The following is a 12,930-nucleotide window of genomic DNA, read 5'->3' as shown; positions in this document are numbered from 1 at the left end:
TTTTTTAGAATCTTAGTTTAAAATAGCCGCAATACCTGGTAGGGTTTTACCTTCTAAACTTTCTAGCATTGCACCACCACCTGTACTAACATAACTTACTTTGTTTTCAAAGCCAAATTGTTTTACAGCGGCTACCGAATCACCACCACCTACTAAAGAGAACGCGCCGTTTTTAGTAGAATTAGATATTGAGTCGCCTAAAGCAATTGTGCCTTTTGCAAAACTTTCCATTTCAAAAACTCCAAGAGGGCCGTTCCAAAGAATGGTCTTACACTCATTAACAACGGTGTCAAAATTTGCTAAAGATTTTGGTCCAGCATCTAAACCTTGCCAACCCTCAGGAATCTCTCTTACATCCGTAATTTGAGTGTTTGCATCATTGCTAAATGCGTCTGCCGCTATAACATCAACTGGTATATGGATTTTCACTCCTTTGGCTTCTGCTTGTTTTAAAATATCTAAAGCTAATTCCATTTTATCATCTTCACATATAGAATCTCCTATATTTCCACCTTGTGCTTTCACAAAGGTAAACGTCATTCCGCCTCCAACAATCAAGTGGTCAACTTTATCTAAGATGTTTTCAATTACTGTTATTTTTGAAGACACTTTTGCCCCACCAAGTACTGCTAATACAGGTTTTTCTCCGTCCTCCATTACCTTTTTAATACTTTCAATTTCTTGAGCAAGTAAATGACCAAAACACTTGTACTCAGGAAAAAACTCAGCCACAATTGTAGTTGATGCATGTGCTCTATGGGCAGTACCAAAAGCATCATTAACATAAATATCCCCCAACTTAGACAACTGTTCTGCAAAAGTTTTATCTCCCTTTTTCTCTTCTTCATGAAAACGTAAATTTTCAAGCAATAATATTTCGCCAGGTTGCAAAGTACCTGCTTTTTCCTCTGCTTCTTCACCAACGCAATTAGATGCAAATTTTACTTCTACACCTAAAATATCTTCAATTTTCTTAATAATGTGTTTTAAAGAAAACTCTTCTTGCACTCCTTTTGGACGACCTAGGTGTGACATTAAAACACAACTTCCACCATCCTCTAAAATTTTTATAATTGTTGGTTTTGCGGATAAAATTCTAGTAGCATCTGTAACTTCGAAAGCATCATTTAAAGGCACATTAAAATCAACTCTAATAAGTGCTTTTTTATTTTCGAAATTAAAATCATTAATCGTTTTCATCTGTGTTCTATTTTGAAGATTGAATCACAAATGTAGGTAATAAAAGTAACGAGTAAAAGCTGTTTTTTTACGAAAACGATTGATTTACTAATACTATAATTCAATTATATTTGTCACATGCAATTTTCTGAAGTTTTAGGTCAAAAACATATTAAAAATCATCTTACAACGAGTGTCGATGCTGGCAGAATTGCTCATGCTCAATTGTTTGTTGGACCCGAAGGTTCTGGAACACTACCAATGGCTTTAGCTTATGCGCAATACATATTGTGTAGTAATTCTGATGGTGAAAATACGGGCGGAAATGAATCTTGTAATTTAAAGTTTAAAACTGTTTCGCATCCAGATTTGCATTTTGCTTTTCCTGTAACAACAAGCGATAAAGTAAAAAGCAAGCCTGTCTCTAGTTTTTATCTTGAAGAATGGAGGCAACTTATAGATCAGCAGCCTTATGGAAACTTATTTGATTGGTATAAGCTTCTTGGTGTTGACAATAAACAAGGGCAAATAGGTGTAGATGAAGCATTACAAATTGTAAAATCATTAACCCTCAAATCTTATGAAGGTGGTTACAAGGTTATGCTCATTTGGATGGCTGAAAAAATGAATAATGCTGCAGCAAATAAGCTCCTTAAACTTATTGAAGAGCCGCCAGAGAAAACCATTTTCATTCTTATTGCTGAAGATGAAGAGCAAATTATTAATACAATTAGGTCGCGTTGTCAAATATTAAACTTTCCGCCTTTGGCTGAAGATGCCATTGCCAAGGCTTTGGTGGCAAACTATCATATTGAAACTGCTGTAGCTACAAAAATTGCACACCAGGCTAATGGGAATTTTAATAAAGCCTGTGATTTAATTTATCAAGATAGTGAGGATATTCAGTTTGAAGAATGGTTTGTTATTTGGGTGCGTTCTGCATTTAAGGCAAAAGGCAATAAAAATGCAATTCATGATTTAATTTCTTGGTCAGAAGAAATCTCTAAAACAGGACGCGAAACCCAAAAGAAATTTTTAGCGTTTTGTTTAAATTATTTTAGGCAAGCTTTACTACTAAATTATAAAGCAAATGACCTTGTGTATATAGAACCAAAATCTGAAAGTTTTAAGCTCGAGAAATTTGCTCCATTTGTTCATGATTATAATATTCTAGAAATTTCCCAACAAATACAAGATGCAATTTACCATATTGAGCGCAATGGTAACTCTAAGATTATTCTTACAGATTTATCGATAAGATTAACGCGTTTGTTGCATAAAAAAAGCCAGACATAAGCCTGGCTTCAATCTATTTTATATAAAAAATTATTCTTCTGTCTTAGCTTCTTCTTTTTTATTTAGTGCCGCTAAAATTGTTTCTGTAATATCTGTTGCTTCTGCTCCATATAATACGCTTCCAGCTTCATTTGAACCTAAAATAAAAGTATACCCGTTTGTTTTACCATAATCTTTTATAAAAGCCTTTACCTCTTTTACTAATGTGTCAATTTGTTTTTGACCTTCTGCCTGAAGAGCTTTTTCTTCATTACCTAATTGGTAATCTTGCATCTGTTTTTTCTGAAGTAAGCCCTGATACTCTTGCTCTTGTTTTGTTTGGCTCATTTTTACTGCTCTTGTTTGAAACATTTGAGCCTCCATTTGAATTGCTTGATTTAAACTATCTGCTTTTTTATTATAAGCTTCTATTTTAGTTTTAAACTTAGCTTCAAAATCTACTTTTTTCTTAAATTCATTTACAACCTTAGTGTTATCTACAAAGGCGATTTTTTGTTGCTCTTGACAAGATGAAAAAGTTACCAAAACAACTAATGCGATAATTATGTTTCTCATGATTATATTCTAAATTAATTTTTGCAAATGTATAAAAGTTAACTTGAGATTTAATCAATTTTTACACTATTAATAAAATCTATAGTAAATAAAATTTATTATTAATAATAGCTATCAAAAACAAACCCAAATAAAGCGTTTTAAGGCTTTTTCTTTTTTCTTCTTTGTGATTGGGTCTTTTTACACCTAACTAAGAAATAACAATTCTCATATTAAGAATTACTGCTTTTTAGAATGTAAATATGAGAAGAGTACTCTTTTGATTGCTTTGCTTTTTGATTCGATCTAAACCCAACCCAAAATGCTTTGAATGGATTCATAAATCCAGATTTATATTTTTCAGAAAGTAAGCTCACATAATAGGCATCAAAAATCATTGGTAACGTTTTTACCAATTCTAAATGTTCTCTTTTATATAATTTCGAAATCGAAGTTCTTGAAAAATGCCAAAGGTGTCTCGGCACATCATAAGCTGCCCAATAGTTTTTGTAATGCTCAGCATCGTAACTTTTAAAATTAGGAACTGCAATTACTAAAGTTCCGCTTGGTTTTAATAATGATTTAAATAATGCCAAGTGCATTTCTAAATTTGGCAAATGCTCTAAAACATGCCAAAGCGTAATGACATCAAAACTGTTTAACTCTTGCTTGTTTAAGTGCTCTATTTCGAAGACTGAGTTATTTGTTTTAGAATTTGCAATTTGCCTTGCTTGTGCGTTAGGTTCAACTCCTGTGATATTCCAATTAGACTTTAAAGCTGTTTCTAAAAAGTCACCTGTGCCACATCCAATATCTAATAAATTTTTAGACTCAGAATTAAACGAATTAATCAATTTTAATTTTCGTTTTAATGAAATTTTACGAATAGAATGATAAACATGCTCTAGTAAATTTCGTTTGGTATCTGTATGCGAAATGTAGTCTTCACTTTCATAATAATCGGAAAGTTTATCTACTTCTGGTTGTGGGAATGTTTCTAACATATCCAGTTCCAAATTATGTTTTAATTGGAACTCTTCACCTGAAACGGAATGATCTTTTAAGGTTAAATATGTCGGTTTTTTATTCATATAAACATTCTGAACCCAGTTCAGAATAAAGAGGATATTAAAGTAATTTCAATTGTTTCACGTGGAACATTATAATTTAACGCCCTAAATAAACTAATAAAACAGAAATATCATTTGGGGAAACACCACTAATTCTAGATGCCTGAGAGATCGTTACTGGTTGAATTTTATTCAGCTTTTGCCTAGCCTCTATACTCATAGACTTCAACTTTGAATAATCAAAATCAGATGGGATTTTTAAGTTCTCTAACCTATATAGTTTATCTGCATTATTCTTTTCTTTTTCTATATAGCCAGAATATTTCACCTGAATTTCGGTTTGCTCTAAAACCTCAGTATCTAATTCATTGGATTGAATATAACTTTCTACAGCCTCAAAATTACGAACATCATCTATCGTAATGTTTGGTCTAGCGAATAGCTTAAACATCTTGTCCTGTTGCTTTACAATTGCCGAGTTTTTTGATTCTAAAACTGGGTTGGCTTCTTCAGGTCTTACACTCGTATCTTTAAAAAATTGAACAAATGCATCAGATTTTGATTGCTTTTCCTCCATTCTTTCTAGACGTTTTTTAGAAGCCAATCCAAGATTATAGCCTTTTGGAGTAAGTCTAAAATCTGCATTATCTTGTCTTAATAGGGTTCTATATTCTGCTCTAGATGTAAACATACGATATGGCTCTTCTGTTCCTTTCGTGATTAAATCATCGATAAGAACTCCTATATAAGCTTCGTCTCTTTTTAGTGTAAACGCATCCTTTTCTTGGACTTTTAAACTTGCATTTATACCAGCCATTAATCCCTGAGATGCAGCTTCTTCATAACCTGTAGTTCCATTAATTTGACCCGCAAAATATAAACCTTCAACCAACTTAGTTTCTAAAGTGTGCTTAAGTTGTGTTGGTGGAAAATAATCATATTCGATTGCATAGCCAGGTCTAAAAAACTTTACATTTTCAAAACCAACAACAGAACGTAAAGCTTTAAACTGAACATCTTCAGGTAAAGATGTAGAGAATCCATTAATATAATATTCACAAGTATTCCACCCTTCTGGCTCAACAAACAATTGATGTCTATCCTTATCGGCGAAACGATTAATCTTGTCTTCTATAGAAGGACAATAACGTGGTCCTACACTTTTAATTCTTCCATTAAACATTGGTGAACGATCAAATCCTTCACGCAATAAATCGTGAACCAATTCACTTGTATATGACATATGACAAGAACGCTGCTCCTTTAGTACTTTAGTAGAATCTAAATATGAAAACTTTTGTGGTTCCTCATCACCAGGTTGTTCGATCATTTTAGAAAAATCTAACGAACGCCCATCAACTCTTGGTGGGGTTCCTGTTTTCATTCTACCCGATTCAAAACCTAGATTTACAAGTTGTTCGGTGATGCCAGTTGCCGCTCTTTCACCCGCTCTTCCTCCACCAAAATTTTTATCACCAATATGAATTAAGCCATTGAGAAATGTTCCGTTAGTAAGCACAACAGACCTAGCTTTAACCTCAACACCAAGAGAAGTTTTTACACCAACAACCTTATGGTTTTCTACAATTAAACCTGAAACCATTTCTTGATAAAAATCAAGATTATCGGTTCCCTCTAAAAGCATTCTCCAATCTTCTGCAAAACGCATTCGATCACTTTGTACTCTCGGACTCCACATTGCAGGTCCTTTAGATTTGTTTAACATCTTAAACTGAATCGCAGATGTGTCAGAAACAATACCACTATAACCTCCAAGCGCATCAATCTCTCTTACAATTTGCCCTTTGGCAATTCCACCCATTGCAGGATTACAAGACATTTGAGCAATGTTCTGAAGATTCATTGTAATTAACAATGTTTTGCTGCCCATATTTGCAGATGCTGCCGCTGCCTCACTACCTGCGTGACCAGCTCCAACTACAATAACATCATAAACATCGTTAAACATAATTCAATTCCGTTTTTTGTTCCACGTGGAACAATTATATTCTAAAAATTCAGCCTGCAAATATAAGGCGAATTCTTAATTCATTTACGCTTAGATAAGTAGTAATCTTCTTTTAATCGCATTATCCTTTTATCAACTTCCGACTTATCTTTATAACCACAATAATGAAGGACTCCATGAATCATCACTCGGGAGATTTCATCACTAAAGGAAACTCTAAAATCAGATGCATTTTCTTTTACGCGGTCAACAGAAATATAAATATCCCCATGTAGTTCTTTTCCTACTGAATAATCAAAACTAATAATATCTGTTAACGTGTCGTGATCTAAAAAATCCACATTTAATTTCAGCAAATAATCATCTGAACAAAAGATGTAATTAACATCTCCCTCTCTACACTTTTCTTCAGAAATGGCTTTTGATATCCATTCTGAAAACTGATCTGTATTATCTAAACTAAAATCGGTTTCGTAATTAAAACTAATCATTGGTGCTTTTAAAATACTCTTGAATCTTTTTCTTAAAATGATTCTGCAAAGGTAGTGCTTGGCGATTTAATATTTCTGTAGTATTAAAATATTGTTTCGCTGTTGGTATTTGGTTTTGATTACTTTGATTGAATTGTTTCTTGTTGGCTTCTGATTTACGCTTAGTGTCTTGTCCCTGCGAAAACGAAGCGTTCTCTAGTTTTAACAATTGATGTTGTACATCCATCATCTTTTGTAGTGTCTGATTTGTGAATCCAGTATTCAATAAATCAAGTTCAATTTCCTCCATCTGTTTAATTAATTGACCTGCAGATTGAATCGTTCCGTCTTTAACCATCCTATCCTCTAGTGCCTGTCGTAATTGTTGTTGTTGTTGATAGATTTTAAACAACTCTCCATTCTGTTCTTCACTTCCACCTTCTCCATAACCATCATTCTTTTTACTCTCATCATCTGATCCTTCTCCATTGTTCTTGCCATTCTTACCATTTTTACCTTCTTTACCCTCTTTTCCATTTTGGTTGCCTTCTCCCTGCTGGTTTCCATTCTCACCATTTTGTCCTCCTTCACCATCTTTTGCCTGTTGTTTACCACTCTTGCCATTCTCACCACTTTCGCCGCTTTCGCCTTCTTTACCATTCTTCCCTTTTTCACCAGGCTGCTCCCCTTCACCTTCTTTTCCATCTTTACCTTCAGATCCGGGTTTTTCTCCCTTGCCTTCCTTACCTTCTTCACCCCTCTTTACACCTTCTTCCATTTTCTTATTAAGCTCTTCTTGACTCATAATAATATCTGGAAGTTGTTCTCCTCCACCTCCACCAGAGCCTGGTGACGGATTCATAGACATTTCCATATTATCCAATACATCACTAAGAAAACTTGCTAATTCATTACTTGCTGTAATGGCGTACTGTTGTGATGACACTCCTTGATACAATCTGTTTTCTGTAAGTTGGCCAAGTGCTTTATCTAAATTAAAATAGACATCAGTAATTTGAGAGTTGACCTTCTCAGAAATCTTGGGCTGTCTTAATGATAACGAAAACAGACTGTCGTCGATATGTTCAAAATGCTCTCTTAAATTGCTTTGCTCAATAATGTATTTTCCATACTTGTTATTATTAACATCTAACTTGTTAAATGTGTTCATAAGTGACTCTTGGTTAAATGAATAGAGTAATAAATTTTCCAGTATCTGGCGAAGTGTGTCAATATCTTCAGATATCTGGTTTCCGCCTCCACCACCGCCACCAGCATTCTGCTTCATCATCTCACTCATCTGTTTCATCTTCTTAGCAGCTTTCTTTTGGTTCTTCTTCGCTTTTTGTTGTTGCTCCTGAGCCTCTTGTGCCTTCTGTTCTTCTTCGCTTTGTCCTTGCTTTTCTAACGCTTCTTTTGCTTCTTTTTGGTCAAATTTTATTTCATCTTCTAAAAATCTATCGCGCTCTAAATTCATTGGTTTCTGAAGCAACTTATCTTCTCTCCTTAAATCGTCCAAATCCTTTTGAAGCTTTTCAAAATCGTTGTTTAATTTCTCTTGAGCTTCTTTAGTGTTTTCTTTATCCTTTTCAGATTGCTTCTCTTGCTCTTCTGACAATTCATCTAATTGCTTTGAAATTTTTTCAGCTTTCTTCATCACATAGAAACGCTTGGTTAATTCCAAAAGCTGTTTCATGCTGCGCTTTTTATTCTTGTTTTGTTTCGCAAGTTCTTCGAGTTTTTGCGTAAACTCTTCTTTGTTAATCTTATCTTTTAATTCCTCGAGTTCTTTTAAAAGCTCCTCGTCTGTTTTAAGCTGTTCTTCGTTTTCTTTTAACCGCTCTTTTAAATCTTCTTTAAACTGGTCATCTTTCTTTTCATCTTTTTGAAACTCCTCTAAATTATCTTGAAGCTTTTTGTTGAAATTTTTCATCAACTGCTCTTGGTTCTTCTGACGCTTAAGGAAATCCTCAAACTTTTTCTTGTCGTTAAAATTTAGACTTTCCTTTTCCTTTTGAGTTTTAGATAATTCTTCGAGCTTTTTGTCTTGTTCTTCGAGTTTATCAAAGGTTTTACTAATATTCTTTATCGTTTCGTTTTGCTCATTGAGTTGTTTCTGTTCTTCCTCTTCTTTAGTGCGCTTTCTATAACTAAACAATGAGCTCTTGGTGCGCTTATAATTATGAAGTACATCATTGTCAAAAACCTCAAAATACAATTGATAACTTATGCCTTCTTCTAAATTTAACTGATTTGGAAAGGCGCTTACGAATTCGCTAAAATTAGATTTTGAAATTGTTATAGGCTCAACAACTTTCTTGGTTTCATCTTCAGAAGGATAATACACTAGTTGTAATTTACTTAAGCCATAATCGTCACTGGCTTGTCCATAAAAATATAAGCTCTGCTGATCTATAGAGTCTTTCTGAACTTTAATGCTTAACTCCGGGTAAACATCTATTACAACATTAATATTGTAAGCCAAGTTTTCGTAATCTTTTAGCTTATCATTGCTTGTTGTGATACTATAATTGTAGTTTTTGTACAAGTGTTTTGAAGCCTCAAAATCATCTATTTCATTACGCTTAAAACTTAACGTGTCTTCTGCATAAATCTGAACTCCTGTGGTGGATTTTGTTTTTACTCTCCAGGTCACTTTCGTGCCTTCAGGAATCACAGCAGATCCCGTACTTTTTAAAACTTCATCTCTTTTTTTGGTGTGAGACGGGTAATCTAAAACCATTTCGAAATTCACCAAGTTTGGTGTATTAACCACTTCTAAAACATACGACTTAGAAACCACATCATTAGCTGATAAACTAAATTCTACTGCTTCTTTTGGAAGATTGAATGTGTATTGAAATTCACCAGGCACTAACTGTTGTAAAAAATAAGACTGGCCATTGAATTTGATTTGTGCATTCTCAGGAATCACATCACCTACTGTCGACACCTTTAACTTAAAATCTTTGTTCTCTATAGCTTGAAGTGATTCGTTAATAACGAAAAACTGAAATGGTGCTGGTGGCTCATAAGCCGTTTGATAGTTTACGACGCGTTCATAACTATCACTAAACCAATTAATCTTACCTGTTAAGAGAGATAATAACAATATTGCAATCGGAATTGCCGCATACTTTAAATACTTGGTGTTAGATTTAAAGTTTATGGCAGATTTAAATGGAACAGGTTGTAACTCTTGAGATTTCTGTTCTATACTAGCTATTAGTAAATCCGATTGTGCTGGGCTTTGGTTTAATTGAAGCACGTTTAAAAGCTTGTCATTAACCTCTGGAAAGTGATTTCCAATGAGTTTTGATGCTGTTTTTAAATTTATGCCCTGTCTTAATTTAAAGAGTTTTAATAATGGAATTGCAATAAACTTTACGAATAGTCCAACCTCTACAATAATAAAAGTCCAAAATAGAATAGTTCTCGCGGTTGGATTTAGCCAAAGCATGTATTCTACAAAAAGCGTCACTATAAGATACAACAAGCCAATAGCAAAAAATAGAATTGCTCCTTTAAGTAGTTCGTTGGTATAATACCTTTTAATGAACTGCTCTAGCTTGTTTTTTATGGTTTTGAAATTGCTCATATATTATTCTAACTGACTAATCTACAATTTTATTTTAATAGCCAATTCGCTAAATTTGGTAAGATTCTGTTAATTTAGGGGTTTTGAGTGTTAAATTGGACTCAAAACAATGATATTCTTAACTTAAAATAGATTCCTGCCTTCGCAGGAATGACAAAAAGTATGAAAGACCTCAAATACTTAGCTGCATTTTCAATTCCCATAATGGCATTTTTAGGATTATACTTAAAAGGCTATTGGGTATGGGCCACACCTATTTTCGCATTTGTTTGTATTCCGGTTTTAGAGCTTATTTTTCCTGTAGATACAGAAAATTTAAAACCTGAAGACTCAGATAGTAAATTGAAACGCAATATTTTCGATTGGTTACTCTACCTAAATTTACCTTTAGTTTTTGGGCTTGTTTTTTATGTATTATTTATAGTGTCGAATGAGGTATTAGCCGCTTATGAATTTGTAGGTTTAATTTTTTCCATTGGAATTGTTCTTGGTGTTAACGGTATTAATGTCGCCCACGAGCTTGGTCATAGACAGGCAACAAACGAACGTTTCCTAGGTAAAGCATTACTTCTACCTTCATTTTATATGCACTTTTATATTGAACATAATTTTGGACATCATTTACATGCGGCAACTCCAGAAGATCCTGCTACAGCCAGATACAACCAAAGTGTTTATTCCTTTTGGTTCACCTCAACATTTCGTCAATATGTAAGTGCGTGGAAGATTCAGAATAAATTATTGAAAAACAGCAAAAATTCGTTCTTTTCAGTTAAAAATGACATGTTTTGGTACAAAATCATTCAATTTTGTTATTTAATTGGTGTTTTTTTGATGTTTGGAACCTCAGCTTTATTGTTTGCTATTTTTGCAGGAATTGTTGGTTTTGTTCTTCTCGAAACTGTCAATTATATTGAACATTACGGGTTACTACGTTTACCAACAAAATCTGGTCGTTACGAACGTGTTAAAGAAATGCACTCATGGAATTCTAACCATGTTATCGGTAGGATTGTATTGTATGAATTAACCCGACACAGTGATCACCATTTTAAATCTTCAAAAAAATACCAGATTTTAGATTGCCACGATGAAAGCCCTCAAATGCCTTATGGTTATCCGACCTCAATGGTTTTGGCCATGATTCCGCCTTTATGGTTTGGAATTATGAATAAGCGTGTGCCTAAGGAAATGATTATATCTTAAGGTTTCATTTTCTTTGTTCTCAAATCTTATCAAACTATCTTTGCGCTTTAATTTACAATTATGTCTAAAAACGTGCGCGTGCGCTTTGCGCCAAGTCCAACAGGACCTTTACATATTGGTGGTGTAAGAACCGCTTTATTTAATTATTTGTTTGCTAAAAAACATGGCGGTGACTTTGTTCTTAGAATTGAAGACACGGACCAAAACCGTTATGTTGAAGGGGCTGAAGACTATATTGTAAGAGCTTTAAATTGGTGTGCTATTCCTTTTAACGAAGGTCCAGGGAAAAACGAGAAGTTTGGTCCATATAGACAAAGCGAACGCAAACACTTATATAGGCAATATGCTGATCAACTTATTGCTAATGGTAAAGCCTATTATGCATTCGATACGTCTGAGCAATTAGATGCGCACAGAAAAGGTCATGAAGCTGAAGGGAAGACCTTTATCTATAATTGGCACAATCGTGAAAAAGGACGTTTAGTAAATTCTTTAGTTCTTACCGAAGCCGAAACACAAGCTAGAATTGAATCTGGAGACGATTTTGTGATTCGTTTTAAATCACCACAAGATGAAACTTTACATTTAAAAGATATTATTCGTGGTGATATTTCAATAGACACCAATGTACTAGATGACAAAATATTGTTTAAAAGTGATGGGATGCCAACCTATCATTTAGCAAATATTGTTGATGATCACTTAATGGCAATTACACACGTCATTCGTGGAGAAGAATGGTTACCCTCTTTAGCCTTGCACCAATTGTTATATAATGCTTTTGGTTGGGATGCTCCTGAATTTGCGCATTTACCACTGATCTTAAAACCAACTGGAAAAGGAAAATTAAGCAAGCGAGATGGTGATAAACTAGGCTTTCCTGTATTTCCATTAGAATATACAGCACCAGACGGAACGGTATCTAGAGGTTATAAAGAAGATGGTTATTTCTCAGAAGCGGTTATTAATTTCTTAGCGTTTTTAGGTTGGAATCCCGGCACAGAACAAGAAATATTTGACTTAGATCAGCTCGTTTCAGATTTTGATTTAGCTAGAGTTAATAAAGCTGGTGCACGATTTGATCCTGATAAAACTAAATGGTTTAATCACCACTATATGCAACAACAACTCGATTTAGATTTAGCCGAACAGTTTAAAACCTCTCAATCTGAATTAGCTGAAATTGATGTTAATTACATCGCATTGGTTGTTGGTCTAATTAAGGAACGCGCCACTTTTGTTGGTGATTTCTGGGATTTAAGCCACTTCTTTTTTACTTCGCCAACATCTTATGATGAAAAGGCATCTAAAAAAGCTTTAAAAGAAGGTACTTTTGGTGTTCTTAACAAAGTAATTGAACTTGTAAATAAAACTGATGATTTTACGGTTGAAAACCTTCAAACAAATATAAAAGGTTGGATTACAGACAATGAAATTGGTTTTGGGAAAGTAATGATGCCATTGCGTTTAGCACTAGTTGGTGCTTTACAAGGGCCTGATGTGTTTGATATAATGTATCTGATTGGTAAAGCAGAAACCGTTAAGCGAATTAACGCTTTAGCTGGAAGTATAAACTAATTGTTTGAGGTCTTAAAATAAATTCAATGT

Annotated in this window: 9 protein-coding genes; 3 read left to right on the top strand and 6 right to left on the bottom strand. The window is 34.0% G+C overall.

What is annotated here, in order from left to right; all coding sequences use genetic code 11:
- Nucleotides 1–12: 12 nt before the first annotated feature.
- Nucleotides 13–1,200, bottom strand: a complete 1,188-nt coding sequence (locus WPG_RS06425) for a phosphoglycerate kinase (RefSeq protein ID WP_045470629.1) — start codon at nucleotides 1,198–1,200, stop codon at nucleotides 13–15.
- A gap of 117 nt (nucleotides 1,201–1,317) precedes the next feature.
- On the opposite strand from WPG_RS06425, the gene WPG_RS06420 reads away from it, so the two are divergent.
- Nucleotides 1,318–2,475, top strand: a complete 1,158-nt coding sequence (locus WPG_RS06420; RefSeq protein WP_045470628.1) for an ATP-binding protein — start codon at nucleotides 1,318–1,320, stop codon at nucleotides 2,473–2,475.
- Nucleotides 2,476–2,505: 30 nt separating this feature from the next.
- Here the strand turns inward: WPG_RS06420 and WPG_RS06415 are convergent, their stop codons facing one another.
- The 5 genes from WPG_RS06415 to WPG_RS06395 all read right to left on the bottom strand — a co-directional run bounded on the left by WPG_RS06415 (nucleotide 2,506) and on the right by WPG_RS06395 (nucleotide 10,116).
- Nucleotides 2,506–3,030, bottom strand: a complete 525-nt coding sequence (locus tag WPG_RS06415) for an OmpH family outer membrane protein (RefSeq protein ID WP_045470625.1) — start codon at nucleotides 3,028–3,030, stop codon at nucleotides 2,506–2,508.
- A gap of 212 nt (nucleotides 3,031–3,242) precedes the next feature.
- The gene (locus WPG_RS06410; RefSeq protein ID WP_045470622.1) at nucleotides 3,243–4,100 is read right to left on the bottom strand and encodes a class I SAM-dependent methyltransferase; all 858 of its coding nucleotides are present in this window, start codon (nucleotides 4,098–4,100) and stop codon (nucleotides 3,243–3,245) included.
- A 76-nt stretch (nucleotides 4,101–4,176) separates the two neighbouring features.
- Complete coding sequence (gene mnmG, locus WPG_RS06405; RefSeq protein WP_045470619.1) at nucleotides 4,177–6,048, bottom strand: tRNA uridine-5-carboxymethylaminomethyl(34) synthesis enzyme MnmG; 1,872 nt, start codon at nucleotides 6,046–6,048, stop codon at nucleotides 4,177–4,179.
- 80 nt (nucleotides 6,049–6,128) lie between these two features.
- Nucleotides 6,129–6,539 carry an rRNA maturation RNase YbeY gene (gene ybeY, locus WPG_RS06400; RefSeq protein ID WP_045470618.1) on the bottom strand — a complete coding sequence of 137 codons (411 nt, stop codon included), beginning with the start codon at nucleotides 6,537–6,539 and terminating at the stop codon, nucleotides 6,129–6,131.
- Complete coding sequence (locus WPG_RS06395; RefSeq protein WP_045470616.1) at nucleotides 6,532–10,116, bottom strand: DUF4175 family protein; 3,585 nt, start codon at nucleotides 10,114–10,116, stop codon at nucleotides 6,532–6,534. Before WPG_RS06395 ends, ybeY begins: the two co-directional genes overlap by 8 nt.
- A 162-nt stretch (nucleotides 10,117–10,278) precedes the next feature.
- On the opposite strand from WPG_RS06395, the gene WPG_RS06390 reads away from it, so the two are divergent.
- Both WPG_RS06390 and gltX read left to right on the top strand, forming a co-directional pair.
- Nucleotides 10,279–11,322 carry an alkane 1-monooxygenase gene (locus WPG_RS06390; protein WP_045475278.1) on the top strand — a complete coding sequence of 348 codons (1,044 nt, stop codon included), beginning with the start codon at nucleotides 10,279–10,281 and terminating at the stop codon, nucleotides 11,320–11,322.
- Between the two features lie 60 nt (nucleotides 11,323–11,382).
- Entirely contained in the window at nucleotides 11,383–12,900 is a 1,518-nt protein-coding gene (gene gltX, locus WPG_RS06385) for a glutamate--tRNA ligase (RefSeq protein ID WP_045470614.1), read from the top strand.
- The last annotated feature ends 30 nt before the right edge of the window (nucleotides 12,901–12,930 follow it).

The organism is Winogradskyella sp. PG-2 (assembly GCF_000828715.1).
Classification (GTDB): domain Bacteria; phylum Bacteroidota; class Bacteroidia; order Flavobacteriales; family Flavobacteriaceae; genus Winogradskyella.
The sequence above is the reverse complement of the archived record's forward strand: the minus strand, read 5'-3'. Positions and strand labels throughout refer to the sequence as shown.

Bases quoted from the DNA above. Each gene is read 5' to 3' on its own strand.
- WPG_RS06425 (WP_045470629.1), bottom strand. From the start codon at position 1,200: ATGAAAACGATTAATGATTTTAATTTCGAAAATAAAAAAGCACTTATT.
- WPG_RS06420 (WP_045470628.1), top strand. From the start codon at position 1,318: ATGCAATTTTCTGAAGTTTTAGGTCAAAAACATATTAAAAATCATCTT.
- WPG_RS06415 (WP_045470625.1), bottom strand. From the start codon at position 3,030: ATGAGAAACATAATTATCGCATTAGTTGTTTTGGTAACTTTTTCATCT.
- WPG_RS06410 (WP_045470622.1), bottom strand. From the start codon at position 4,100: ATGAATAAAAAACCGACATATTTAACCTTAAAAGATCATTCCGTTTCA.
- mnmG (WP_045470619.1), bottom strand. From the start codon at position 6,048: ATGTTTAACGATGTTTATGATGTTATTGTAGTTGGAGCTGGTCACGCA.
- ybeY (WP_045470618.1), bottom strand. From the start codon at position 6,539: ATGATTAGTTTTAATTACGAAACCGATTTTAGTTTAGATAATACAGAT.
- WPG_RS06395 (WP_045470616.1), bottom strand. From the start codon at position 10,116: ATGAGCAATTTCAAAACCATAAAAAACAAGCTAGAGCAGTTCATTAAA.
- WPG_RS06390 (WP_045475278.1), top strand. From the start codon at position 10,279: ATGAAAGACCTCAAATACTTAGCTGCATTTTCAATTCCCATAATGGCA.
- gltX (WP_045470614.1), top strand. From the start codon at position 11,383: ATGTCTAAAAACGTGCGCGTGCGCTTTGCGCCAAGTCCAACAGGACCT.